Source organism: Ruegeria sp. N7 (genome assembly GCF_056531345.1).
This window is the reverse complement of the sequence record NZ_JBQFLR010000005.1, coordinates 111,877-137,004: the sequence shown is the minus strand read 5'-3', so window position 1 is coordinate 137,004 and position 25,128 is coordinate 111,877. Positions and strand designations below refer to the sequence as shown.

The following is a 25,128-nucleotide window of genomic DNA, read 5'->3' as shown; positions in this document are numbered from 1 at the left end:
AAATATTTTACTGACTGAAATAAATATGCTACTCAGAATTGTGAGAGCCACGAATCATGAAGCGATGGCTCGATAAACCGGGAGGAAATCATGAAACGAATTCTCAGCGCTTCTGCTGTGGCTGTCCTGATGGGGACGGTTGCGTTTGCAGAAACCACGGTCGGTGTCAGCTGGTCGAACTTCCAGGAAGAGCGCTGGAAAACCGATGAAGCGGCAATCAAAGCCGCGCTTGAGGCGGGCGGTGCCGAGTATATTTCGGCAGATGCGCAATCGTCGTCGGCCAAGCAGTTGTCGGATATTGAAAGTCTGATCGCCCAGGGCGTTGATGCGCTGATCATTCTGGCGCAGGATTCCCAGGCCATCGGACCGGCTGTTCAGGCAGCGGCCGACGAAGGTATCCCAGTCATCGCATATGACCGTCTGATCGAAGATGATCGGGCCTTCTACCTGACCTTTGACAATGTCGAAGTCGGTCGTATGCAGGCGCGTGCGGTGTTCGACGCCATGCCCAAGGGCAACTATGTGATGATCAAGGGCTCGCCCACCGACCCGAACGCGGATTTCCTGCGCGGTGGTCAACAGGAGATCATTCAGGGTGCTGTTGACAGTGGTGACATTGTGATCGTTGGCGAAGCCTATACCGACGGCTGGCTGCCTGCGAACGCGCAGCGCAACATGGAACAGATCCTGACCGCCAACGAAAACAAAGTTGATGCTGTGGTCGCGTCAAATGACGGAACCGCAGGCGGTGTAGTTGCTGCACTGACCGCACAAGGTATGGACGGCATTCCGGTGTCGGGTCAGGATGGCGACCATGCGGCGCTGAACCGGGTGGCCAAAGGCACGCAAACCGTTTCGGTCTGGAAAGACGCACGTGAGCTGGGCAAGGCCGCAGGTGAAATCGCGGTCGCGCTGAGCGGTGGAACGGCTGCGGCGGACGTCGAAGGCGCGGTCAGCTGGACTTCGCCCGGTGGGACTGAGATGACGTCTGTCTTCCTGGCGCCTGTGCCGATCACAAAAGACAACCTTTCCGTTGTGGTCGATGCTGGCTGGATTCCGCTGGAAGACCTGTGCCAAGGCGTCGAAAACGGCCCTGCACCCTGCAACTAAGTCAAGTCTCCAAACCATAACGTCTCTGGCCCGCAAGGCCGGGCCAGAGACCATAGCTGAACATGAAAGATCGGATATGACCGAAACTTCGTCTCAGCCGGTACCCCAAAAAGCAAAGGCCAACCTGTTCCAGCAACTGGAACTGGACATGCGGCTATTGGGCATGATCGGCGCCTTCATCATCCTGTGCATCGGCTTCAACATCGTAACGGATGGCCGTTTTCTGACGCCCAGAAACCTGTTCAACCTGTCGATCCAGACCGTCTCGGTCGCGATAATGGCCTGCGGCATGGTGTTCATTATCGTGATGCGCCACATTGATCTTTCGGTCGGCGCGCTGCTGGCGACCACATCCGCCGTCATGGCGATGACACAGACCGAACTTCTGCCGAACGTGCTGGGGTTAGGTTTAAATCACCCGGCGACTTGGGCAATCACCCTTGTTGTCGGCCTCGCAGTCGGAACCTTGATCGGCGCATTCCACGGTTGGATGGTAGGCTATCTGACCATACCGGCCTTTATCGTGACGCTTGGCGGTTTTCTGGTCTGGCGCAACGTCGCCTGGTACATGACAGACGGCCAGACAATCGGCCCGCTGGACAGCACGTTCCTGATATTTGGCGGAACCAACGGGACGTTGGGAACAACGGTCAGCCTTCTGTTCGGCCTTGCCGCCACCGCTATTGCGGTCTGGGCGTTGTGGAGCGGACGCCGCTCCAAGGCTGCCCATGGGTTCCCTGTGAAACCGGTTTGGGCCGAAACAACTTTGGCAGGGATCATTGGCATCGCCATTATGGGCTATGTCTTGATCGTCAACAGTTACTCGATCCCCACACGCAGGCTGGAACGTATGTTCGAAGCGCGGGGCGAGACCATGCCTGAAGGGCTTGTTGTGGGTTATGGTATCCCGATCTCGGTTCTGATCCTGATCCTTGTTGCAGTAACCTTGACTGTTGTGGCCCGCAAAACCCGATTTGGCCGCTATATCTTTGCCACGGGGGGCAACCCGGATGCGGCGGAACTGTCGGGCATCAACACCCGCATGATGACCGTCAAGATCTTTGCCCTGATGGGGTTTCTGTGTGCGCTGTCCGCGGTCGTGGCCTCGGCCCGTCTGGCCAACCACTCGAACGATATCGGCACATTGGATGAGCTGCGCGTGATTGCTGCGGCCGTGATCGGCGGCACCGCCTTGTCGGGCGGTATCGGTACGATCTACGGCGCGATCCTAGGCGCGCTGATCATGCAGGCGCTTCAATCGGGCATGGCTATGGTTGGCGTTGACGCACCGTTTCAGAACATCGTCGTGGGCACCGTTCTGGTTTTGGCCGTCTATATCGACATCGTCTATCGCAAACGTCTGGGAGCGAAATGATGCAAGCACAAGAAACACAGAACCAAACTTCGGGCCGAGGGTCCGGCCAGCCTCCTCTTGTCGAAATGCGCGATATCTCGATTTCGTTCGGCGGCATCAAGGCGGTGGACCGTGTCTCGGTCGACTTGTACCCGGGCGAGGTTGTGGGCCTTCTGGGCCACAACGGGGCCGGTAAATCTACGCTGATCAAGGTGCTTTCGGGTGCCTATCAGAAGGACCACGGAGAGATCCTGATCGACGGCAAGAAGGTTGAGATCAACAACCCCCGCGATGCGCGTGCCAACAATATCGAGACGATCTACCAGACGCTGGCCTTGGCGGACAATCTGGATGCAAGTTCGAACCTTTTCCTGGGGCGGGAGATGGTCACGCCCTTCGGGTTGGTCAACGATGCCGCGATGGAGGCCGAATGCCGCAAGATCATGGCACAGTTGAACCCGAACTTTCAGAAGTTCAATGACCCGGTCTCGGCGCTATCCGGCGGTCAGCGGCAGTCGGTGGCCATCGCGCGTGCGGTGTACTTCAACGCGCGTATCCTGATCATGGACGAGCCCACAGCCGCGCTTGGCCCACACGAAACACAGATGGTGGCGGACCTGATCCAACAGCTCAAGGCGCAGGGGATCGGGATATTCCTGATCGACCACGACGTGCATGCAGTGATGGAGTTGTGCGACCGGGCTTCGGTCATGAAAAACGGGCAACTGGTTGGCACTGTCGACATCGCCGATGTCACGGACGACGATCTGCTGTCGATGATCATTCTGGGCAAAAAGCCTGGCGAAAAGACGGAATGAGGTAAACGAGATGACGAGCGGTTTCTTTCAGGGGATCGAGCAGGTCCAATTCGAGGGCGAGAACAGTAAGAACCCACTCGCATTCCGTCACTACAACCCGGACGAGATCGTGATGGGTAAGCGCATGGAGGATCACCTGCGTTTTGCCGTGGCGTGGTGGCACTCGTTCGCCTGGGAAGGCGGGGATCCGTTTGGTGGCTCGACTTTTGAACGTCCATGGCATCCGCAAGATGACATGGGCCGCGCCAAAATGAAGGCCGATGTTGCCTTTGAGATGTTCGAGATCATTGGCCAGCCCTATTTCTGCTGGCATGACGCGGATGTCCGTCCCGAACAGGGCAGTTTTGCAGAAAACCTGCGAACGCTGAATGAGATCACTGACTATATCGGTGAAAAGATGCAGGTGTCTGGCACCAAGCTGTTGTGGGGCACAGCCAATATGTTCAGCCACCGTCGCTGGATGGGGGGTGCCAGCACCAACCCCGACCCTGATGTCTTTGCATTTGCCGCCGCCACGGTGAAATCCTGTTTGGACGCGACCCACAAGCTTGGCGGCGAGAATTATGTGCTTTGGGGCGGGCGCGAGGGCTACGAGACGCTGCTCAATACCGACATGAAGGCCGAACTGGATCATATGGGCCGGTTCCTGAACATGGTGGTCGAGTACAAGCACAAGATCGGCTTCAACGGCACGATCCTTGTAGAACCCAAACCGCAGGAGCCGTCCAAGCATCAATATGATTTCGATGCAGCAACCTGCATCGGTTTCCTGCGCAAGTACGGCCTTGAGGATGAGGTAAAGCTGAACCTGGAACAAGGGCACGCAATCCTGGCAGGACACAGCTTTGAACATGAGATCGCTGTTGCCTCGGCCGAAGGTATGCTTGGGTCCATCGACATGAACCGAAACGATTACCAGTCCGGGTGGGATACGGATCAGTTCCCCAACAACACGCCTGAAGTCGCGCTGGCTTATTACCACATCCTGAAAGCGGGCGGGTTTACCACGGGTGGTACCAATTTCGACGCCAAGCTTCGCAGGCAATCCATCGATGCCGAAGACCTGATCGCGGCGCATGTGGGCGGGATGGATATCTGCGCCCGGGGCCTGAAAGCGGCAGCTGCGATGCTTGAAGATGGTGGTCTGGAACAGGCGCTGGCCGACCGGTATGCAGGCTGGAAAACGCCTAAAGCTCAGGCGATGCTAACCTCTGGCCTCGACGAGATTGCAGCGCGGGTGCTTGCCGAAGACCTCAATCCTCAGCCACGCTCGGGGCGTCAGGAAGTGCTTGAGAACTACGTGAACCGCTTTGTGTAATTTCGGTCGGCTGAGCCTGAACTAAAATATTCGGTGTACAAAGCCCCGGAAACGCGTGAGTTTACTTAGGCGTTGTCCGGGGTTTTCCCTTGTCGAACGCAGTGGCATCATGGGCCCGTCCGGGTCGCGCAGGTGGGACGACCAAAGACTTGGTGGAAAAATCGGCAGGTAAGGCAATCTTTCTAAGTGGCAACCTGATGCTACATGTGACGCGCATGTCGCTGACCACGAGCATTGGATTGATGGCGATATTTGCTGTCGATTTTGTCGATATGGTCTTTATCTCGATGCTGGGCAACGACGCGCTGGCCGCAGCGGTAGGTTATGCCGGGACGCTGCTGTTTTTCACCAACGCAATCAATATCGGTCTGTCGATTTCTGCCGGGGCGCTGGTCGCGCGTGAGTTGGGCGGCGGGCGGGCTGAACAGGCAAGGCAATACGCATCCAGTGTCGCCGTTCTGGGGCTGATCGTCGGGTTGGTAACCTCTGTTCTGGTGTTGCTGAACGTCAGCTTTCTGCTGTCGCTGCTTGGCGCAGAAGGCGAGGTTTTGCGGCTGGCGACGCGCTATGTGTCGATCATTCTGCCGACCATGTGGGTGATGTCGATTGCGATGGCAGCGATGGCTGTGCTGCGCGCCCACGGCGATGCGCGCCGATCAATGATGGCAACGATTTACGGCGGCATTGTGAATGCAGTTCTTGACCCGATTTTGATCTTTGCCGTCGGGCTGGGGTTGGATGGCGCCGCGATAGCCTCGGTTCTGGCGCGGCTATGCATGTTGGGAGCAGCATTGTGGCCCGCGCTGCGGGTGCATCAGGGATTTGCACGCCCATCGCTGAAACAGGTGGCACAGGATTTTCGGCCCGTGCGGGCCATCGCAATCCCTGCCGTTCTGACGAATGTCGCCACGCCGATCGGGAATGCCATCGTAGTGCGGGAAATTGCACAGTTTGGAACGGATGCGGTTGCGGGCATGGCGGTGATTGGGCGGCTGTTGCCGGTGGCGTTTTCGGTCATCTTTGCGCTGTCCGGCGCGATAGGGCCAATCATCGGGCAGAATTTCGGGGCAGAAAAATTTGATCGCGTGCGTGCCGCGTTTTTGGCCGGGATCAAGTTCACCGCAATCTACGTTCTTTGCATGTCGGCCATTTTGTTTTTACTGCGTTCGCCAATTGCGAATTTGTTCGCAGCCCAGGGGGAAACGCGCGTACTGATTTATCTGTTCTGCGGCCCGCTGGCATTGGCTTCGTTCTTCAACGGTGTGATTTTTGTGACAAATGCCAGTTTCAACAATCTGGGCCATCCGGTCTATTCCACATGGATAAACTGGGGTCGTCACACTATTGGCACATGGGTGTTTGCCATGATTGGCTCACAAATCGCCGGGGCCTCGGGCGTTCTGCTGGGTCAGGCTTTTGGGGGCGTCATCTTTGCTGTCATAGGATGGGTTCTTGTCGCGCGCGTAGTGGCACGGCTGGAACGGGTGCAAACGCCCGAGCCTTTTGCCGATCAGGGGCGGCTTCACTCGCTGTTCGGGCGTCGCGGCTGGTAAGCGATCAGGTCAGTTCCCCTGATTGCGCGCTTCCAGCCGTTCCAGGTTGACCACTGTCGACAGCATCAGGCGGTCATGGCTCCAATCCCGTGTCTGCTGGATTGAGGCCGACCCCAGAGCCAAAAGCGCACCAAAGATCAGCGTCATTCCAAGGAACACTGCCGGTAGGGCAGGTACCGATGGCTGAACATCGGTCAGCGCGATTACACGTTGCCGCAATACGCGCTTTGCCTTACCGCCTGTCACAAAGGCAACATTCAGAACGCGTGGGCTGTTGGTTGAGATTGTCCGGGCGCAATAGTCCAGCAGGCACGCCGTGTATTCCCGCGCATCAATCCGTTTGCGCGCAACAACCGACTGGTCGCAGGCCAACTCGCGCAGCCGGCCGAACTGATACTTGAGCATCAGATAGGCGGGGTTCCAGAACAACAGCGGACGCAGCAGCTCAAACCCCAGTTCCCATTCGACGTCACCCGTACGGATATGCTGAAACTCGTGGGCAAGTGCAAAACGCAACTCGCGCGGGGTGTCCAGCAGATGGCTGGGCAGAACGACGTGGCGGCGGCGAAGTCCTCGCACGGCAAAGGGCACAGTGATGCGATCGGACAGTCGAATATCCACCTTGGCGGACCGCCGCCAAAGAAAACTGGAATTGACAGTCTGACAAATCGTCATTGCGTCCCGCAAGGCACGCGCGGCGTACACGGCTGCGATACAGGCAAGTATGGCGGTAACGAGGGTGATCACGGGCTGCCGCCCGGACAATGCCAGATCAACCCACCTTTCGCGGGTGTTCAGCAGTGCTTCGAACTGAGTAGCAGGCATTGCGATGTCACCGCGCAGATAGGCTGCAACGGCGATATCGCCAAGGGCCACGGCACTGCCCGGCCAAGCGTAAGTCGCCAGCGACGACACGCAAACCGCCAGAAACGGGCTGGCAAGGACACAAATGCACAAGGTCTTGAGCGCCCGCAACTGTGCGACATAGCCATTGCGTAGGGCGGTGCGGCTTAGGGCCGTGCGGGTCACCAGCCAGATGACCGCCGAAAAGGCCAGCACGATGTTGAGTTCGATGAATGCGTCGAGAACCGGTCTAACCGCTGTCATTTTGCAGTCTCCTCTCTACCAGTGCTCGAATTTCCTCCAGGTCGGCTTCGCTCAGCCCCGCGTCGTCGACCAGCCGCGCCACCAGTGTGGCGGGGGTGTCGTCGAAAAGCGTGCGCGACAGATTTTGAAGCGAACGGGCCTGATATCTGTCCTTTTCCAGAAGCGGCGTATAGATCAGGGTCTTTCCCGACTTGTGGCTTTCCACAAAACCCTTCTCGTCCAGAATGCGCAGGATCGTGGCCCCGGATGTATAGGCCAGGTTGCGTTCTGATGGCAGGCGGTCCAGGACATCACGCACCGAGCCTTGCCCGAGGGCCCAGAGCTCGTTCATGAACTCCAGTTCGACCTCGGTCAGCAGATTTGTTGTCTTTTTCTTTCGCATTGGTCTCGGTGTCGTCATGGTTAGTATGCCTGACAGACAAGCATCCTTTCGCGATTTCTCAAAGTCTAAACTTTCCAGAAAACAAAAACGCCCCAGCCAATGGACAGGAACAGCGGTGTCCAAACGGGTTGCCCGACCAATCCAAGCCACGCCAGGAAAATATATGCGGCCCCCAGAAGGGTGATGAACAGGCGATCCCCCAGCGTGGTTGTCAGCCCCAGAACCCCGCGCCGTTCAATTCCGTCGCGGAATTTGAAGCCCTCCAGCAAGCCAATGCATGCAATGGCCGAGAAGATACCGACAAACACGGCCAGCGTGGCAGGTGTCCATGCCATCCAGAAATCAGGCCAAAGGGGGTCCGTCCACGAGAACCCTTTTTCGGCCTCTTGTCCGACATTGCCCCATCCGGCCTTGGCCTGGGCAAAGGCTGTTGAGGGCAAGAAGGGGAGGGTGAGAAGCAGTTTTCGCATGTCGAACCTCACACACGTCCCATCGCGAAGCCACGCGCGATGTAGTTGCGAACAAACCAGATGACAATGGCACCAGGGATGATGGTCAGGGTGCCCGCGGCGGCCAGCAGACCCAATTCGTACCCGGCACTGGATGCTGTACGGGTCATCACAGCAGCGATGGGTTTGGCCTCGACCGCGGTCAGGGTCTTGGCCAGCAGCATTTCCACCCATGAGAACATAAAGCAGAAGAACGCCGCGACACCGACACCTGCCTTGATGTTGGGCAGGAAGATTGTCACGAAGAAGCGCGGGAACGAATATCCATCCACATAGGCGGTTTCATCCAGCTCCTTTGGGATACCACGCATGAACCCTTCCAGAATCCACACCGCCAGCGGCACGTTGAACAGCGTATGGGCCAAAGCCACGGCCAGATAGGTGTCGAAAAGGTGGATCGACGAATAAAGCTGGAAGAATGGCAGGGCGAACACCGCCGCTGGGGCCATGCGGTTGGTCAACAGCCAAAAGAACAGTTGCTTGTCACCGAGGAACCGATAGCGCGAGAACGCATAAGCCGCAGGCAAGGCAACGCAGACGGAAAGCACTGTGTTCAGAGTCACATAGGTGATCGAGTTGATGTAACCCCAGTACCAGGTTGGGTCTGTGAAGATGGTAATATAGTTCTCCAGCGTAAAAGTCTGGGGAAACAGGGAAAAGCCCGACAGAATCTCGTTCGTTGTCTTGAAGGACATCGCCACCAGCCAATAGATCGGCAGCATCAGGAAGGCGATATAGAGGATCGGGATGATGGACCGCTTTTTCATTCTGCGTCGTCCTTTGTCATCAGAGTGTAGAAGAGCCACGACACCAGCAGCGTGATGGCGAAGTAGATCAGGCTCATCGCTGCCGCCGGGCCAAGGTCGAACTGTCCCAGTGCGATCTTCACAAGGTCAATCGACAGCAGGGTGGTCGAGTTGCCGGGACCGCCGCCGGTCAGAACAAAAGGCTCGGTATAGATATTGAAGCTGTCCATAAACCGCAGCAGAACAGCGATGGTCAGAACCGTCTTCATCTTGGGCAACTGGATATAGCGGAACACCGACCACGGGCTGGCGCCGTCGATCTTGGCGGCCTGATAATAGGCGTCGGGAATCGACACGAGGCCGGCATAGCACAGCAGCACGACCAGCGACGTCCAGTGCCACACATCCATGACGATGACGGTGATCCAGGCCGAAAGCGGCTGTTGCGTCATGTCATAGTTGATGCCCAGCACGTCATTCAGGAAATATCCCAGCAATCCGATTTTGGGCAGAGTGAAGATGTTCCACATCGAACCCACAACGTTCCATGGGATCAGCATCGGCAAAGCCATCAGCACCAGACAGACCGGCACCCAAAAGCCCTTGCGCGGCATAGACAGGGCAACGATGATGCCCAGCGGAACCTCGATCAGCAGGATTAGGAAGGTGAATAGGAATTGCCGACCAAGTGCTGCCTGAAACCGGTCGGATCGCAGGATCTGTTCGAACCAGCCCAAACCTTCCCAGAAGAACTGGTTGTTGCCGAAGGTTTCCTGCACCGAGTAGTTGACCACCGTCATCATGGGCACCAGCGCGTTGAACGCCACCAGCGCAAGAACGGGCAGGACAAAGAACCATGCTTTTTGGTTTTCCGTTCTCATTGCGCCCGCTCCTGAGTTGCGATCCAGCCGTCGCGGTAGACGCGGGATTGTTCGGGTTTGAATTGCAAGAAGACCTGTGATCCCGGTTCCGGTACACTGTGTTCGGTCACAACCTTGAGGGCGGTGTTGCCGACCACGGCGCTGACCACATAGTGGCGGCCGATATCGGCGACCTTGGTCACATGTGCCGGAATGCCGGAGTCGCCGAAACCTACATATTCCGGGCGGATACCCAGATCGGTACGGCCGCCGTCACCATGTGTGGGACCTTCCAGCATGACCTCGTGCCCTTCAAAAACGGCGCGGTCGCCTTTGGCTTCACATGGAAGGACATTCATACCCGGCGAGCCGATGAAATGGCCGACAAATGTGTGCTGTGGCCGTTCGAAAAGTTCGACCGGCGTTCCGATCTGAACCACTTCACCGTCCTGCATTACCACCACTTCGTCGGCGAAGGTCAGCGCCTCGGTCTGGTCGTGTGTCACGTAGATCATGGTTGCCTGCACGCGCTGATGCAGCTCTTTCAGCTTGGACCGCAGTTTCCATTTCAGGTGCGGGTCGATCACGGTCAGCGGTTCATCAAACATCACCGCATTCACGTCGTCGCGAACAAGGCCGCGACCCATCGAGATCTTCTGTTTGTTGTCCGGGCTCAGACCTGACGCGCGGGTGTTCAGCATGTCCGTGACGTCCAACATCTCGGCGATTTCCAGAACGCGACGCTTGATGGTTTCGGCGTCGACACCCCGGTTCTTCAACGGGAAGGCCAGGTTTTCGCCCACGGTCATCGTGTCGTAGATCACCGGGAACTGAAATACCTGCGCGATGTTGCGTTGGTCCGGGGGCAGGGCGGTGACGTCCTTATCATCGAACAGTATCCGACCTTCCGAGGGGGTGAGAAGACCGGATATGATGTTCAGCAGCGTGGACTTGCCACAACCTGACGGCCCCAACAGCGCATAGGCCCCGCCATCGCGCCATGTCACGTCGATTTCCTTCAGGGCATAGTCCTCGGGGCCTTTTGGCGATGGCATATAGCTGTGTCGAAGGTTTGAAAGCTTGATCTGTGCCATGTCAGGCCACCCTTTTGCCGTCTTGGCTGAAGTACCGGCAATGCGCCGGGTTCATGTAGAAACTGTGATCTTCGCCGACCTGATAAGGATGCACGCCAGCGGCGAGTGAAACCCAGGCTTCGTCACCATGCTGGAAATGCGCGCTGGAATCCGAACCTGACAGTTCGGTCACGATCACACGTCCGGTCAGTTCGACATCGGCGTCAGACGTACGGAATGGCGTCACGCGATGAGGGCGAACGGCGATCATATATTCCCCGTCGGCCATGCCCGAGGCTGCCCAGCCGACATTGCCTGCCAATTGCGCCCGGGCGCTGGAAACAGTAATACGGGCCACATTGATAGGCGGATCCGAGAATACACGCGCCGCAGCAATGTTTTCCGGATTACGGTAGATGTCGGTGGTTGGGCCGAACTGGGTCACACGGCCGTCTTCCATCAGTGCGGTGTAGCCTCCCAACAGCAATGCCTCTTCAGGCTCCGAGGTGGCGTAGACAACGACGGCCCCGCGACCAGCGAACAGATCCGGCAGTTGTTCGCGCAGCTCTTCGCGCAGTTTATAATCAAGGTTCGCAAGCGGCTCATCAAGGAAGACGGCGCGGCTTTCTTTTGCGATGGCACGCGCCAGCGCGGTTCGCTGTTGTTGCCCGCCCGACAGCTCATGCGGGCGGCGGTGCAGCATGGGGCGCAGTTGCAGCATATCGGCGGCCTCTTCCACGCGGCCATCGATCTCGGACTTAGCCATGCCAGCCACGCGCAGGGGCGAGGCGATGTTGTCAAATACGGTCATATGTGGGTAGTTCACGAAAAACTGGTGCACCAGGCTGATCTGCCGCTTTTGCGTGTTCAACCGTGTCACGTCCTGTCCGTCCATCAGGACCTTGCCCGAGGCGATCGGGTCCAACCCGGCCATCATTTTGATCAGTGACGTTTTTCCGGAACCTGTCGCGCCCAATAGCACGTTGAAATGGCCGGTTTGCAGCGTCAGGTTGGTTGGCTTGATATGGATGACGTTGCCGACCCGTTTGGTCGCGTCTTGAAGTTCGATCATCTGGGAAACTCGCGGGGCATTCAGTGGTAGGCCGGGCTTTAGCCCGGCCTACGATGTTGCATTTACTGGGACTGCCAGCGCTTAACCAGTTCGTCATAGTTGACGGTCTGGCCCTGCGGCTTTTCGTTTTCCAGCTTGGCCTTGGGCGAACCCGCTTTTTCCAGCCAGAATGCGTCGTCCTGCGGTTCATTCAATCGCGGGCCACAGCCACCGTAGACACCGGCGCTTTCATCCGCGGCCTGCATACGGGCCATGGTGATGTCCATCTCTTCGGCCAGACGGTCCATCGCCTCTTGCGGTGTGAAGGCGCCCGAGTTCACGTCACCGATCTGCTGCCACCAGATCTGGGCCAGCTTTGGATAGTCCGGAACGTTGATGCCGGTTGGCGACCACGCCACGCGGTCAGGCGAGCGATAGAATTCGACCAGACCACCCAGCTTGGATGCGCGTTCCGTGAACGACTCGTGGTTGACCGAGCTGTCGCGGATGAAGGTCAGACCCACATGGGACTTCTTCACATCAACAGTCTTGGACGTCACGAACTGGGCATAAAGCCAGGCTGCCTGCGCACGATCCGAGGGGGTTGATTTCAGGAACGTCCAGGAACCCACGTCCTGATAGCCAACCTTCTGGCCTTCTTCCCAGTAGGGGCCGTGCGGGCTGGGCGCCATCCGCCACAGCGGCGTGCCTTCGTCATCCACGGTGTTGTTGCCTTCGGATTTCGGCTTCACCATGTCGGCGGTAAAGGCGGTGTACCAGAAAATCTGCTGGGCCACGTTGCCCTGGCTCAGTGCCGGCAGCGACTGATAGAAGTCATAAGACGCCGCACCCGGAGGCGCGTAGGCCCGTAGCCATTCGTCCCATTTGCGGATCGCATAGACCGCAGCCGGACCGTTTGCAGCACCACCGCGCGACACCGAGGCGCCGACCGGGTTACAGGTGCCCGCTTCCATGCGGATGCCCCATTCGTCAACCGGAATACCGTTCGGCTCGCCCTTGTCACCAGCACCGGCCATCGAAAGCCAGGCGTCGGTCATGCGCCAGCCAAGGTCGGGCGCGCGCTTGCCGTAATCCATGTGGCCGTAGATCGCCACGCCGTCGACTTCTTTCACGTCATTGGTGAAGAACTCGGCGATGTCTTCATAGGCCGACCAGTTGACCGGAACGCCCAGATCATAGCCGTATTTCTCTTTGAACGCGGCCTTGTTGGCCTCGTCATCGAACCAGTCCTTGCGGAACCAGTAAAGGTTCGCAAACTGCTGGTCGGGCAGCTGATACAGCTTGCCGTCCGGCCCGGTGGTGAACTGAATGCCCATGAAGTCATCCAGATCGATTGTCGGCGAGGTTGTCGCCGCCCAGTCGCCGCCCATCATGTCGGTCAGCGGATAGGCCAGTTGCAGACGCGAGTGGGTACCAATCAGGTCACTGTCGTTGACATAGCCGTCATACAGGTTCCGACCTGTCTGCATCTGGGTCTGAACAGCCTGGACCACTTCGCCTTCGCCAAGGATCTGGTGATTGACCTTGATGCCGGTGATTTCTTCAAACGCCTTGGTCAGAACCTCCGACTCGTAGGAATGCGTCGGAATACCTTCGGACAGGACGTTGATTTCCATGCCAGCGTAGGGCTGTGCAGCTTGGATAAACCATTGCATCTCGGCCATCTGTTCGTCTTTCGACAAGGTCGATGGCTGGAATTCGTCGTCGATCCAACGTTGTGCTGCGGCTTCGTCGGCCCAAGCGGACCCGTGCCCCGCAATGACGGCAGCCGCCGCCACTGCGGAAAGTAGATGTCTCCGCATCTGTCTCCTCCCAAAAATTATGGTTCTCCGGCGGGAACCGGATGCAGAACAGCATCAGCGATTTTTTGCGTACGTGTCAAACTAAATTTTTAGTAATTGACGTTCAGGCATTCTGGAGTCGCGTGAATTGAATTTGTTTTCAACGCTGTAAATGATTGTAACTATATAATTATGTTATCGAAATTTCAAAATTTCTCCGCGAGGGAAATAGGGAACTCCACTGAGACCCATTGCAAGCAAGAGATGACAGAGGGTGCGTTGAATTGCATTCGCGTTGCGAGAGGCATGGACACTGATCCGGCACTCGTGAGAAGTCAGGCAAACCAGCTTCCCGGATCACTACTGCTGAAACTCAGTGCTCACATGGCACCAATCCGTTCCGACAAAAGGCCAGTTGTGGCAATGCGGATGTAGCACTGCCTTGCCGTTCACGGTATTCCGTGTCCATATAAAGGAAAATTCCGGAGCCGGTTCGTGAAGAAGAATACCCTCAACACCCATCGTGAGCTGGAATTGCTTGATGCCCTCAGACGTTTGGGTGGAACGGCCCGGAATTCGGATTTGGCGAATATGCTCGGCGTATCCGAAGAGACGGTGCGCCGAACGATCAAAGCCTTGTCAAAGGCGGGTACAGTCGAACGCGTTCATGGCGGAGCTTACCTTGCCGGAGTGCAGGGCGCCCCCAACTTCTTTCACCGGATATCACAAGACGCTGATGAAAAGCGTTTGATCGCCGGGCATACCGCGAAACTGGTTCGCGATCAGATGACCGTTTTCCTGGATGTGGGATCGACAACCGCCTTCGTCGCAGAAGAGCTGCGACAGGTCAGCAACCTCACGGTTGTCAGCAACTCCATCGGTGTCGTTCAGACCTTGGCCGGGGTCAACGGAAACCGGGTGCACCTTTTGGGGGGTGAGTTGCAGATCGATGAAAGGGGGACGTTTGGTCACGTCACCCACAAGCAGCTGCAACGCTATGCCTTTGACATCGTGATCCTGAGCACGGACGCGATTTCAGACAGCAAAGGGTTTCTGTATCACAGCGCGGTCGAAGCGGATCTTGCATCGGTGGTGGTCAGGTGTGCGGACCAGGTTGTCATGGCTGCAGCACATTCCAAGTTTGGTGAAAGGGCACCTTATGTGGGGCCGGATCCTCGGCTGGTGCATTCGCTGGTCACGGATGCTGTGCCAAAGGGTGGGGTGGCCAGATTCCTTGACCGTTGGGGCATCGAAATTCAGATCGCTGATGACAGCTAGGTTGCTGATTCCAGACGCGGCCCGGATGATCTTGCTGCTTTGGGATGGAAGAAGCTAAGGAAGAGTGGCAGCCCGTAGGGGAATCGAACCCCTCTTTCCAGGTTGAAAACCTGGCGTCCTAACCGATAGACGAACGGGCCACTTGGTATAAGGTCACAAGCGCAAATGGCAGCCCGTAGGGGAATCGAACCCCTCTTTCCAGGTTGAAAACCTGGCGTCCTAACCGATAGACGAACGGGCCACGCTGGCTTGTGGAGGGCCTTTTACGGTTTCGCCGTGACCCCCGCAAGCGTAAAAACGCAGGGACGGGAAAGTTTTTTAGCACACCAAAGCCGCGTGTTAACGGGCTTCTGCCGCGTCCTCCAGCCTGAGCTGCACAGATTGGCGCCCGCCCCAGGTGTTGACCTCAAGCCGACCCGCAAAATGAAAGCGCGCACCGCCGTGATTTGACAGTTTTTCGCCCATTGGCCCATCAAAAGCACCAAAGGCAATCGCATCCAGCGCGCCGCCCATTCCATCGGTCAGCGACAGTTTCAGATGCGATTCACCGACCCGTTTTGCAAAGCGAACCTGCAGGTCAGGCAACGCATAGCGCGGGGCAGGGGCTCCGGCACCAAACGGTCCGGCCTGTTCGATCAGCTCGATCAGATCCACGGTTGCTGCACCGGGCATCAATGCGCCATCCAGTTTCAAATCCGCAGGTCCACCCTGGCCCGCCCCTTGTCTGGCCAGCAGCTCGCTCAGGCGCTCCATTGCGGGTTCCAGTTGATCGCGCATGACGGTCAAACCCGCGGCCATCTTGTGGCCGCCTCCTTTGACCAGCAACCCTTCGGCCGCCAGACGCTGGATCGAAGCCCCAAGATCGACGCCGGAAACCGAGCGGCCCGAACCTTTGCCCTCATCCCCGTCAAAGCCAATCACAATCGCCGGTCGATCGGCTGTCTCCTTCAGCCGAGAGGCCACGATACCAACGACACCGGGGTGCCAGCCTTCGCCTGCTGCCCAGACCAAAGGGGCGTCCAAGCCACGCGCCTCGGCTTGCTCCAGCGCGGCGGCACGTACCGTGTTTTCAATGTCACGGCGCTCAGTGTTCAAGGCATCCAGACGTTCGGACAACGCCTGCGCCTCTTGCTGGGAATCGGTGCTCAGCAAGCGCGCGCCCAGATCGGCCTGACCAATCCGTCCACCGGCATTCACGCGGGGCCCAAGCAGAAACCCGAGGTGATAACTGTTCGGCGCGGTATCCATGCGCGAGATATCGGACAGCGCGACAAGGCCGGGGCGCTGCCGCTGTGCCATCACTTTCAGCCCCTGTCGCACCAGGGCGCGGTTGGCCTCGATCAGTGGTGCCACATCGGCAACGGTCGCCAGGGCCACCAGATCCAGAAGGGCCATCAGGTCCGGTCCCCTTGCGCCCGCGTCACGCAGCTGCCGACCGGCCTCGACCAGCATCAGGAACACAACGCCCGCCGCGCAAAGATAACCAAGATCGCCGCTTTCATCCTGTCGGTTTGGGTTCACCACTGCGACGCAATCGGGCAGCGTCTCGCCCCCCAGATGGTGGTCCAGAACGATCACATCCGCCCCCGTCGCCGCCGCAATCGGATCATGGCTGAGCGTGCCGCAATCAACGCAGATGATCAGATCATGCGTAGCCGCAAGCTCCTGCATCGCGGGAACGTTGGGGCCATACCCTTCGTCGATCCGGTCCGGCACATAAAGCGTCGCCTGCACGCCCATCTGCCGCAGCCAGACCAGCAGCAACGCGGCAGAGCTGCCGCCATCGACATCGTAATCCGCAAACACCGCAATTTTCTGGCGATTGCGGACGGCTTCCAGAAAGCGCGTGGCAGCAACTTCCATATCCTTGATGGCCCGCGGATCAGGCAGCAATTCCTTCAGCTTTGGGTCAAGAAAGCCGGGCGCCTCCGATACGGGCACGCCGCGCCGGGCCAGAACCTGGCAAACGGCACGGGGCAGGTCGGTTTGTTGCGCCATCATCTCGGCCGCCCGCTCAATCTCCGGGCTGGGTCCAACCCAAAGCCGTCCCGTCAGTGATTGCTCGACTCCAAGAAAACTCATTGCTCGCCTCTCATGCGCCAAGGCCGGACCCTTGCGGACCCGGCCTCTTCACCTTTTCAGAAATACTCTCGCCGAAGGCAACGGCGCAAGCCGTTATGTGTTGTCATGCGGCCATGTCGGCGTGCGGTAGGACATGCGGCGCACCGACCCGGTCTTGGACCGCATCAGCAGCGTCGTGGTTTCCACCCAGCCGGGCTCGCGCTTGATCCGGGGCAGCAAAGAGCCACCGGTCACGCCGGTGGCGGCAAAGATCACATCCGCCGTCACCATCTCATCGCGTGCATAAACACGGTCCAGATCGGTGATGCCTGCCTTTGCGGCCCGGCCACGTTCGTCATCGTTACGGAACAACAGGCGACCAAAGATCTGCCCACCCATACATTTCAGCGCAGCGGCGGCCAGCACACCCTCGGGCGCGCCACCCTGGCCCATATACATGTCGATGCCGGTTACTTCGCTTTCAGCGCAATGCATGACACCCGCCACGTCACCATCAGTGATCAGACGGATCGCGGCGCCGGTTTCGCGCACTTCGGCAATCATCGCCTCGTGGCGCGGGCGTTCCAGAATGCAGACGGTGATGTCGGCCGGCTTGCACTCCTTGGCCTTGGCCAGTGCTTCGACACGCTCGCGTGGCGACATGTCCAGATTCACGACACCTTCCGGCAGCCCTGGGCCAACCGCCAGTTTGTCCATATACACATCCGGCGCGTGCAGCATCGAGCCGCGCGGGCCCATGGCGATGACGGTCAGTGCGTTTGGCATATCCTTGGCGGTCAGCGTGGTGCCTTCCAGCGGATCCAATGCGATATCCACGCCGGGGCCATTTCCGGTGCCAACCTCTTCGCCGATATACAGCATCGGCGCCTCGTCACGCTCGCCTTCCCCGATGACTACAACACCTGCGATATCCAGTAGGTTCAGCTGTTCGCGCATTGCGTTCACAGCGGCCTGATCCGCGGCTTTCTCATCGCCCCGGCCTACCAGCGAAGCCGAGGCCAGTGCAGCCTGTTCCGCCACCCTGGCCAGCCCCAGAGACAGCAGGCGGTCATTGAAATCGGTCTTGGCAGCACTCATGTTTCTGTATCCTCTGGTCAGTATAGCCGTGTCTTCCGGCATAGCTTGCGTTTCATGCAGGCCGCAAGGTCAAACCGCCTCAATCCGCAATGCAACTGGGTCGCCTGCAACCACATCGGTTTCGCGGAAACCCTCCAACGCGACGTCCAGCGCCGTTCGGGTGGTCTTATGGGTGACGATCAGCACAGGCGCGGTGCTTTCGGCATGTGCATATTGGCGCATCCGGTCGATTGACACCCCGGCATTGCCCAGAATGGCCGCAACCTTGGCCAATGCACCGGGTTTATCCAGCAGGCCCAGCCGCAGATAATACGGCGCAGGTCGGCCGGTGACGGCGGGAACTGCGGTTTCAAGCGTGGTGGCTGGGCGGCCAAAGGTCGGGATATGCAATCCACGCGCCAGATCGCAGACATCGCCCATCACAGCGCTGGCTGTCGGACCTTCGCCTGCGCCGGGGCCGCGCAGAACAACCTGCTCAACCGCGTCGCCTTCGATCACGACCATATTGGTGCCGCCTTCCAGTTGGCCCAGTGGCGATTCACTGGGTACCAGGCAAGGCTGCATGCGTTGCTCCAGCCCGCGTGCGGTGCGCTGCGCCACGCCCAGCAGTTTAATGCGAAAGCCCATGTCTTCGGCCTGATCAATGTCGTCCAGGCTGATCTGCTGAATACCCTCAATCTCGATCCCGTCGAAATTCGGCTTGGTCCCAAACGCAATCGAGGATAGCAGAGCCAGCTTGTGCGCAGCGTCGATACCTCCGACATCCAGATTGGGGTCGGCCTCAAGGTATCCCAATTCGGCGCATTCATCGAAAAGGGCATTGTAGCCCTGACGCTGCGATTGCATCCGGGTCAGGATGTAGTTGCACGTCCCGTTCATGACACCCATCACGCGGGTGATTTCGTTGCCCGCCAGACCTTCGGTCAGGGATTTGATTACCGGGATACCACCAGCGACAGCGGCCTCAAACCGGATCACACGACCGGCGGCCTCGGCCTTTTCAGCCAGTTCCTGCCCGTGGATGGCAAGCAACGCCTTGTTGGCGGTGACCACATCCTTGCCACTGGCCAATGCTGCTTCGACCGAGGCTTTGGCAGGACCGTTCTCGCCACCCATCAATTCGACGTAAACGTCTATGTCGTCGCGTTTTGCCAGTGCAACCGGATCGGTTTCCCAGGCATAATCCGACAGGTTCACGCCACGGTCCTTGTTCGGGTCGCGCGCGGATACAGCCACGATTTCAATCGAACGGCCTGTGCGGGCCTGCAACAATTCTGCATGGCGGCGGACGATCTTGACGACACCCACGCCGACCGTTCCCAAGCCCGCAATTCCCAGCCGCAGTGCCTGTGTCATGTCGTGGGTCCTTTTCCGCTCGAATTTTTCTGGTGTCGGATGCTTGTCCAATCAGCGCTGCCTTAGCGGGTTCAGGCCAAGGGTGCAATCCGTCACTGGGGGATAGTAGGGGTGATTTATGACGCGTCAGTTGGTTTGCGCGTTTTGTAGCGCCTGCGCCTTTTGGGCCAAGGCATTGCTGCGTTGGGTCAGATCGTCTTCGACTGCTGCTGCCTGATGGATCGGGTCCACCGGTGGCCCTAAGGTTTCCTGCAACGGAATAAGGCGCGGGTAGGGGGCGGATCTGACTGCAGCCGGTTCGCTGCCTTCCAACTCGGGAATGTCCGCACAGGCGGCGCAAAATAGAATAAGGGGCAAAACAGGCAGCAGTTTCATGTCGCAGGCTTTTCGGTCTTTGTTGCCCCATCGTGATGCACGTTTTGACGACATCGTTCAAGCGGGGTTCTATATGAACATCTGTTCATATACTGTAGACCCATGGCACGCACTCAAGGCTCACATTCCGACATAACCGGCCCGCGAATCCGCAAGGCCGCGCTGCACCTTTTTGCCCGCTATGGGTATGCCGCTGTCTCGATGCGGCAGATCGCAAAAGAGGTCGGCGTACAGGCAGGCGCGCTTTATAACTATACGCCCGACAAACAGAGCCTTTTGCACCGGTTGATGCGCGAACACATGCAGGACCTGCTTGAGGCGCTTGATGCAATGGGCCGTTGCGACGATGCCGAAGACGCTTTGCGCCAGTTTATCGGCTTTCACATCCGCTTCCATTTGCAACGCCCCGACGAAGTTTTCATCGCCTATATGGAGTTGCGCAATCTTTCGCCCGAAAACTTTGCTGAAATCGAAGACTTGCGGCGCCAATACGAAAACGTGCTGGAAAGCATACTTGACTCAGGGCAGCAGGCCGGACAATTCGCAATTTCGGACACGAAGATTGCAACGCTGGCCGTGATTGCCATGCTGAACGGCGTGATGACCTGGTACCGTTCGGGTGGTCGCCTGTCACTGGACGAGGTCGAAGAGATCTATTGGAACATGGTGCACAAGGCCGTGACGGCCTGACAGGGTCAAACCGTCACGCTGTTAGTGCGCGGGGTGAATGAACGTGCCATTGCGCAGCTCGCGAAATGCCTGTTCCAGTTCGGCCCGCGTGTTCATCACGATGGGGCCATGCCACGCGACGGGTTCGTTGATCGGAGCCCCAGAGATCAGCAGGAACCGCACACCTTGGGGGCCAGCCTGAACGGTGATTTCATCGCCCGTGCCAAAACGGACAAGCGTGCGATCCCCTGACATGTCGCGGATATTGACCTCTTGCCCGGCGATTTCCTTTTCCAACAGCACACCTGTCGGCTGCGAGGCATCGGCAAAGGCGGCCTGACCCTGAAACACATAGGCGAAGGCACGGCGGTACGTATCGATCCGGAGGGTTTTCTTCACACCTGCCGGGACAGAGATATCCAGATACTGCGGGTCAGCAGCTATCCCGTCAACGGGTCCGGTCTTACCCCAGAACTCACCTACGATCACCCGCACTGTGGTGCCATCGTCATCGGTGATTTCGGGGATGTCCTTGCTTTGAACGTCCTGATAGCGCGGGGCGGTCATCTTCTGATCCGAGGGCAGGTTGCCCCACAACTGGAAGCCGTGCATCTGGCCCGAGATGTTGCCGCTTGGCATTTCCTGATGCAAGATACCGGATCCTGCGGTCATCCATTGCACATCACCGGCGCCAAGCGTGCCGGTGTTACCCAGCGAATCCGAATGCTCGACTGTGCCGGTCAGAACGTAAGTGATCGTTTCAATTCCCCGGTGCGGGTGCCAGGGAAACCCGGCCTGGTAATCCTGCGGGCGGTCATTTCTGAAATCATCGAACAGCAGAAAAGGATCCAGTTCGGACGGATCCTGAAACCCGAATGCACGGTGAAGTTTGACACCAGCCCCTTCCATTGTGGGGATGGCTTTGCGTGTTTCTAACGTCGGTCTAAGGGACATGTTCACCTCCGTTTCATCCGGGCAGCATGTAATCTCTGCGCCACGGCAGTCAATTCGCATGAAATAACCGGACCTGTGCGAAATTGTTTTGCGGCCAAGCCTCTGTTGTTTCCGGCGCAAAATGGCTAGATCGAAGCGGATCAGACAGGAGACATCCATGCAGGACGACGTGTTGGCAACGATTCAGGCCTCATCCCCCAGACGATGGACCGGGGTAGGGATGCTGACAACGGTTGGAACGCTGGTTACCTATGTCGCGCTGGCATCGCCACCCGAACCGGTTTGGCAGGTGTTTCTGTTTGTCGTTGGCGGTGCATCGCTTTGGCTGGCGCTTCGCGTCTGGCGCGCCACAGAAGACTGGATCGAACTGACGCGGACCGAGTTGCGAACGGGGTCGGGTCAGATCATCGCAGAAGTGGCCGACATTGAAACGGTAGATCGGGGTGTGTTCGCCTTCAAACCGTCAAACGGCTTTCTGGTCCGTACGCGAAACAAGGCGGCGAACAGTTGGGCTCCGGGATTGTGGTGGCGGGTTGGTCACCGGGTTGGCGTGGGCGGCATGACATCTGCCGCCGAGGCCAAGTTCATGTCCGAAATTCTATCCGCTATTTGTGCAGACGAACGGGGTCTGGGTTAAGTTACAAGCAACTTCGTTTGTAAAGCGGGGACGGGTAAAGATGAAGTTCTCAAAGGTGATACCTGTCGCAAAATCCCAGCCCGGTCGGAACGTGGGGATGTATTCATTGGACGTTTCAACCAGAATAACGGTGTCCTGATTGGGCATTGGCGGCAGGCGGTCTTCGATTTCATCGATCCTGTTGTCATCCCATTCCTGATCAAAGCCGCGTACGGTCGACCAGCGCACATAATGGCGTTTATCGTCCTCATCGTAAACGATAAGAGAAACCCGCATTTTCACTTCTGACCGGTTATTGATCATCTTGCCCGCCAAATCGTGCAACGAGTCAATATACACATCGGTCACGGCCTGCGTTTCACGCGAAATCAGGTCGCTGATCGTATAAGCTGCCTTCAGATTGGATGCGCTTTGACGAAACCCCTCGAATGCTGTGAACGTGAACGTGATCGTCCATAACATCAGCGGAAAAATCATGAGGGCTTCTACGGTCAGAATGCCACTTTCGTCTTTCTTGAAGACTTTGAAGCGATTCTTCAGGTTTCGGAATACAGACATGATCTTACAGTGGCTCCTGTACGAATGCCGTTGTTGCGGTCACCGCGTAGTGACCGGTAGCGTCCGGGACAAGCTTGGCAATGGCTGAGGTCTCAAGAACCGGATCTATGCGCAAACAGGCCCGCAAGATCATCAACTCGTTGGATTGGCCGCTTTTGAAATCCAGAACCGGTTTGGGATCTTCGGAACTGTCCGTGCAGGGAACGTTGTCTGAAAGTACGATACCAGCGAACGCGTCCTGCTTGACCATTTGCAGTCGCAAATTCCCTGTACAATCCTTGATTCCGGACACTTCGCAAATCCGATTTCTGATTACGTCGTGATCCCAGTTCGTACCGGTGCCCAGCCGAATATCCCTTACGATCAGGTCTACCCCACGCTCCAAAGCAGCATGCCGCATTGTGATGATGGACAGTTCGGCTCCTGCCACGAGAAGCGCCAGGAAGAAGGGTACGAGCATGATGAACTCGATTGTCGCATTGCCTGCCTCGGATTGTCGAAACAGGCGGAGCATCGACAGCTTTCTGCTGATCATTGGGTTAGCCTCAGCTTGCGGATCGACGATGCGATGGATTCAAAGGCTTTCTCAAGGTTCAGGCCACTTACGTCATAGACGTGGCTGTCAGAGCTGGCACAGTCTTTGAGGGTCCTGTACCCGCTTCTGGGCGCCTCGAACGCGATACCGTAAACGATGATGCCCTGATCCTTGGCCGCATCACAAATGTGCTTGGTGCGCTGGTTCTTGGCCGACGTTTCAACTTTCGCGTAGGCCTTGGAATACCATTCCGCCCAACCGCTGGACTGCCAGTAATAGTTGTACCGTGCGTTCCATGCCAAAGATACTCGGTTAAACAGTTCGGGATATGACAACCGAACGGCTGTTCCAGGTTCTTCGTTCAGCTGCGTCTCAGGTTCCGGGTTTCCGTAGGGATGATCCGCCCAAACGTCTTGCTGAGGCCAGAAAAAATTCGGACGACCCTGAGAATGGTACACGGTGTATTCATCAGCTTCCGGGTTGTACCAAACGTCTGACATACCTTCGCGCAGCGATGGGTTAAGCATGTATTGATCGGTGTTCTGACCATCGGTCATAACAATGGCGATCTTCAGAACGTCGGTGCCATAGTCCGAGGGACGGACCGAGAATTTTGATGGCACAATTGTTGTACCTGCATAGGATGGATCCTGTTCCAGCGACAGGTCGCGAACAATTCCGCGCATGCTCGGGTCCAGAAGGGCAGTTCCCCACTTCATCCCAATATCGATCGACGTGTTCCCACCGGGGGTGAGGGACGCAATCTGAGCAAGCAGTTTGTTCATATTGTCGGTGACAGGGGTGATTGCACTTCCTGCGCGGACCGGACAAACGGGCAGGTCGATTGACCCTTCAGAATAGGTGAAAGGATCGAAATGGGCGGTGCGCTCCAACGTGTCATCGCGTTCCAGATCAGAATCGCTGTACTGTTCCGGAATGAAGTTTACGCAGTGCGAATAGCTGTGTTCCTGCGTGACATTTGTGAACTTGTCCAGGATTGGCGCACCCGCGTTGACCTGCGTTGCATAAGGAACAATCGAGATTGAAATCTGTGTTTCATCAGGTTTGTCCAGCATGAGCCTTACAAATTCCGACGCAGCTTCTCTCAACACTGCGATTTTTGTCTTCGATGGTGTGGCAGACGAGCGCGACATAGAGCCGGAAATGTCGAGAACCAACGAGATTTCTACAGCGCCAATGGATTCTTCAGCCGCACTGCTGGCAACAAGGCCCAGTTCAGTGACTTTGCCGAACCTCAGATAGCGGGTCGGAACAACCGCTTCGGCTGTAGCACTTACTTTTTTAGAGCCGAACCCTTCAACAACCGTCGTAATGGCGTTCAGATTGCCCAGCCCGGCCTTGTCCATGTAAGAATCGACAACCGCCTTGGCAGGAAGATCCTGGTCAAGGTCAGCGGCAGCAAGCACAGCGCGGTCCAGGGTGGATTGCAGGCTGGCGCGGTCACGCTCATACTTCATGACATCCATGGCCATGCCGGTAATTGCCAGCATCAGGACCACCATGAACAATACGAAGATAGTGAAGACGCCATCTTCGTTCCGAGCGAACTGCTCTAACTTGAACGTTTTGCGCTTCGGTTTCGAGCCGTCGTTACAAAGCAAGGAATTTAGCATTCTGGTTACTCCGCCTCACACGTCGAATTCGTGCGTCAAAGAAAAAGAGATTTGGGACAAAGTTAATTTTCAAACGTGGCGTGAATTGGGCGAAAAAGGCTTGGTTTTGGCCTTTTTACGCGCCGAAGGGGTATAATTTGGACCGTTTCAGGTGATCTGTCGATGAAATGAAAACAATTCGTTAAGGAGTTGGCCGATCTGAGCGACTCACCCTAGGGCAACTAAGCGTGCGTTCATAAAATGATTAAAAAAAGTGCATTGTTTGATTGCAGCAGGCCGCCAGTGGTGCG

At 57.5% G+C, this 25,128-nt stretch carries 24 protein-coding genes and 2 tRNA genes; 8 read left to right on the top strand and 18 right to left on the bottom strand.

Annotated features, from left to right (window positions below; genetic code table 11):
• Window positions 1–90: 90 nt before the first annotated feature.
• From xylF to ACR0ES_RS09150, 5 genes are all read left to right on the top strand, one after another.
• Complete coding sequence (gene xylF, locus ACR0ES_RS09170; RefSeq protein WP_267364640.1) at window positions 91–1,110, top strand: D-xylose ABC transporter substrate-binding protein; 1,020 nt, start codon at window positions 91–93, stop codon at window positions 1,108–1,110.
• A gap of 76 nt (window positions 1,111–1,186) precedes the next feature.
• Entirely contained in the window at window positions 1,187–2,485 is a 1,299-nt protein-coding gene (locus ACR0ES_RS09165) for a sugar ABC transporter permease (protein ID WP_267364641.1), read from the top strand.
• Entirely contained in the window at window positions 2,485–3,282 is a 798-nt protein-coding gene (locus ACR0ES_RS09160) for an ATP-binding cassette domain-containing protein (protein ID WP_209504341.1), read from the top strand. The genes ACR0ES_RS09165 and ACR0ES_RS09160 overlap by 1 nt, the downstream gene beginning before the upstream one ends.
• A 10-nt stretch (window positions 3,283–3,292) precedes the next feature.
• Window positions 3,293–4,600 (top strand): xylose isomerase, encoded by a 1,308-nt coding sequence (xylA, locus tag ACR0ES_RS09155; RefSeq protein ID WP_480870350.1) that lies wholly within the window; start codon window positions 3,293–3,295, stop codon window positions 4,598–4,600.
• 89 nt (window positions 4,601–4,689) lie between these two features.
• Complete coding sequence (locus ACR0ES_RS09150; protein WP_480870348.1) at window positions 4,690–6,153, top strand: MATE family efflux transporter; 1,464 nt, start codon at window positions 4,690–4,692, stop codon at window positions 6,151–6,153.
• Between the two features lie 9 nt (window positions 6,154–6,162).
• Here ACR0ES_RS09150 and ACR0ES_RS09145 read toward each other — a convergent pair whose 3' ends face one another.
• The 8 genes from ACR0ES_RS09145 to ACR0ES_RS09110 all read right to left on the bottom strand — a co-directional run bounded on the left by ACR0ES_RS09145 (window position 6,163) and on the right by ACR0ES_RS09110 (window position 13,704).
• Window positions 6,163–7,260, bottom strand: coding sequence for a M56 family metallopeptidase (locus ACR0ES_RS09145; RefSeq protein ID WP_480870345.1), 1,098 nt, complete (start codon window positions 7,258–7,260; stop codon window positions 6,163–6,165).
• Window positions 7,247–7,642, bottom strand: a complete 396-nt coding sequence (locus ACR0ES_RS09140; RefSeq protein ID WP_209504337.1) for a BlaI/MecI/CopY family transcriptional regulator — start codon at window positions 7,640–7,642, stop codon at window positions 7,247–7,249. Before ACR0ES_RS09140 ends, ACR0ES_RS09145 begins: the two co-directional genes overlap by 14 nt.
• Before the next feature lie 65 nt (window positions 7,643–7,707).
• Complete coding sequence (locus ACR0ES_RS09135; RefSeq protein WP_480583453.1) at window positions 7,708–8,112, bottom strand: DUF2160 domain-containing protein; 405 nt, start codon at window positions 8,110–8,112, stop codon at window positions 7,708–7,710.
• A gap of 8 nt (window positions 8,113–8,120) precedes the next feature.
• The gene (locus tag ACR0ES_RS09130) at window positions 8,121–8,918 is read right to left on the bottom strand and encodes a carbohydrate ABC transporter permease (protein WP_155139158.1); all 798 of its coding nucleotides are present in this window, start codon (window positions 8,916–8,918) and stop codon (window positions 8,121–8,123) included.
• Complete coding sequence (locus tag ACR0ES_RS09125) at window positions 8,915–9,778, bottom strand: carbohydrate ABC transporter permease (protein ID WP_209595792.1); 864 nt, start codon at window positions 9,776–9,778, stop codon at window positions 8,915–8,917. The genes ACR0ES_RS09130 and ACR0ES_RS09125 overlap by 4 nt, the downstream gene beginning before the upstream one ends.
• Window positions 9,775–10,851, bottom strand: coding sequence for an ABC transporter ATP-binding protein (locus tag ACR0ES_RS09120; protein ID WP_480870342.1), 1,077 nt, complete (start codon window positions 10,849–10,851; stop codon window positions 9,775–9,777). Before ACR0ES_RS09120 ends, ACR0ES_RS09125 begins: the two co-directional genes overlap by 4 nt.
• Before the next feature lies 1 nt (window position 10,852).
• Window positions 10,853–11,902, bottom strand: coding sequence for an ABC transporter ATP-binding protein (locus ACR0ES_RS09115; protein ID WP_480870340.1), 1,050 nt, complete (start codon window positions 11,900–11,902; stop codon window positions 10,853–10,855).
• A 62-nt stretch (window positions 11,903–11,964) separates the two neighbouring features.
• Complete coding sequence (locus ACR0ES_RS09110; protein WP_480476378.1) at window positions 11,965–13,704, bottom strand: ABC transporter substrate-binding protein; 1,740 nt, start codon at window positions 13,702–13,704, stop codon at window positions 11,965–11,967.
• 474 nt (window positions 13,705–14,178) lie between these two features.
• Between ACR0ES_RS09110 and ACR0ES_RS09105 the strand changes: the two genes are divergently transcribed.
• On the top strand, window positions 14,179–14,961 hold the full coding sequence (locus ACR0ES_RS09105) for a DeoR/GlpR family DNA-binding transcription regulator (protein ID WP_480476380.1): 783 nt from the start codon (window positions 14,179–14,181) through the stop codon (window positions 14,959–14,961).
• 65 nt (window positions 14,962–15,026) lie between these two features.
• Here the strand turns inward: ACR0ES_RS09105 and ACR0ES_RS09100 are convergent.
• The 6 genes from ACR0ES_RS09100 to ACR0ES_RS09075 all read right to left on the bottom strand — a co-directional run bounded on the left by ACR0ES_RS09100 (window position 15,027) and on the right by ACR0ES_RS09075 (window position 19,851).
• Window positions 15,027–15,101, bottom strand: a tRNA-Glu gene (locus tag ACR0ES_RS09100).
• Between the two features lie 26 nt (window positions 15,102–15,127).
• Window positions 15,128–15,202: transfer RNA gene (locus tag ACR0ES_RS09095), tRNA-Glu, on the bottom strand.
• A gap of 98 nt (window positions 15,203–15,300) precedes the next feature.
• A complete protein-coding gene (gene recJ / locus ACR0ES_RS09090; RefSeq protein WP_480870338.1) occupies window positions 15,301–17,043 on the bottom strand; it encodes a single-stranded-DNA-specific exonuclease RecJ in 1,743 nt (580 codons plus the stop codon).
• Window positions 17,044–17,136: 93 nt separating this feature from the next.
• Entirely contained in the window at window positions 17,137–18,120 is a 984-nt protein-coding gene (gene glpX / locus ACR0ES_RS09085; RefSeq protein ID WP_480773550.1) for a class II fructose-bisphosphatase, read from the bottom strand.
• 69 nt (window positions 18,121–18,189) lie between these two features.
• The gene (locus tag ACR0ES_RS09080; protein WP_480773551.1) at window positions 18,190–19,476 is read right to left on the bottom strand and encodes a homoserine dehydrogenase; all 1,287 of its coding nucleotides are present in this window, start codon (window positions 19,474–19,476) and stop codon (window positions 18,190–18,192) included.
• Between the two features lie 126 nt (window positions 19,477–19,602).
• Entirely contained in the window at window positions 19,603–19,851 is a 249-nt protein-coding gene (locus tag ACR0ES_RS09075) for a hypothetical protein (protein WP_480481597.1), read from the bottom strand.
• Between the two features lie 102 nt (window positions 19,852–19,953).
• Between ACR0ES_RS09075 and ACR0ES_RS09070 the strand changes: the two genes are divergently transcribed.
• A complete protein-coding gene (locus ACR0ES_RS09070) occupies window positions 19,954–20,541 on the top strand; it encodes a TetR/AcrR family transcriptional regulator (RefSeq protein ID WP_267366137.1) in 588 nt (195 codons plus the stop codon).
• Between the two features lie 21 nt (window positions 20,542–20,562).
• Here the strand turns inward: ACR0ES_RS09070 and ACR0ES_RS09065 are convergent, their stop codons facing one another.
• A complete protein-coding gene (locus ACR0ES_RS09065) occupies window positions 20,563–21,474 on the bottom strand; it encodes a pirin family protein (protein ID WP_480773552.1) in 912 nt (303 codons plus the stop codon).
• A 157-nt stretch (window positions 21,475–21,631) separates the two neighbouring features.
• Between ACR0ES_RS09065 and ACR0ES_RS09060 the strand changes: the two genes are divergently transcribed.
• Complete coding sequence (locus ACR0ES_RS09060; protein ID WP_480773553.1) at window positions 21,632–22,111, top strand: hypothetical protein; 480 nt, start codon at window positions 21,632–21,634, stop codon at window positions 22,109–22,111.
• Here ACR0ES_RS09060 and ACR0ES_RS09055 read toward each other — a convergent pair.
• The 3 genes from ACR0ES_RS09055 to ACR0ES_RS09045 are packed head-to-tail and all read right to left on the bottom strand — an operon-like array spanning window position 22,073 to window position 24,838.
• Window positions 22,073–22,669 (bottom strand): TadE/TadG family type IV pilus assembly protein, encoded by a 597-nt coding sequence (locus ACR0ES_RS09055; RefSeq protein WP_480773554.1) that lies wholly within the window; start codon window positions 22,667–22,669, stop codon window positions 22,073–22,075. The genes ACR0ES_RS09060 and ACR0ES_RS09055 overlap by 39 nt on opposite strands.
• Before the next feature lie 4 nt (window positions 22,670–22,673).
• Complete coding sequence (locus ACR0ES_RS09050) at window positions 22,674–23,204, bottom strand: TadE/TadG family type IV pilus assembly protein (protein ID WP_480773555.1); 531 nt, start codon at window positions 23,202–23,204, stop codon at window positions 22,674–22,676.
• On the bottom strand, window positions 23,201–24,838 hold the full coding sequence (locus ACR0ES_RS09045; RefSeq protein ID WP_480481587.1) for a pilus assembly protein TadG-related protein: 1,638 nt from the start codon (window positions 24,836–24,838) through the stop codon (window positions 23,201–23,203). Before ACR0ES_RS09045 ends, ACR0ES_RS09050 begins: the two co-directional genes overlap by 4 nt.
• Between the last annotated feature and the right edge of the window lie 290 nt (window positions 24,839–25,128).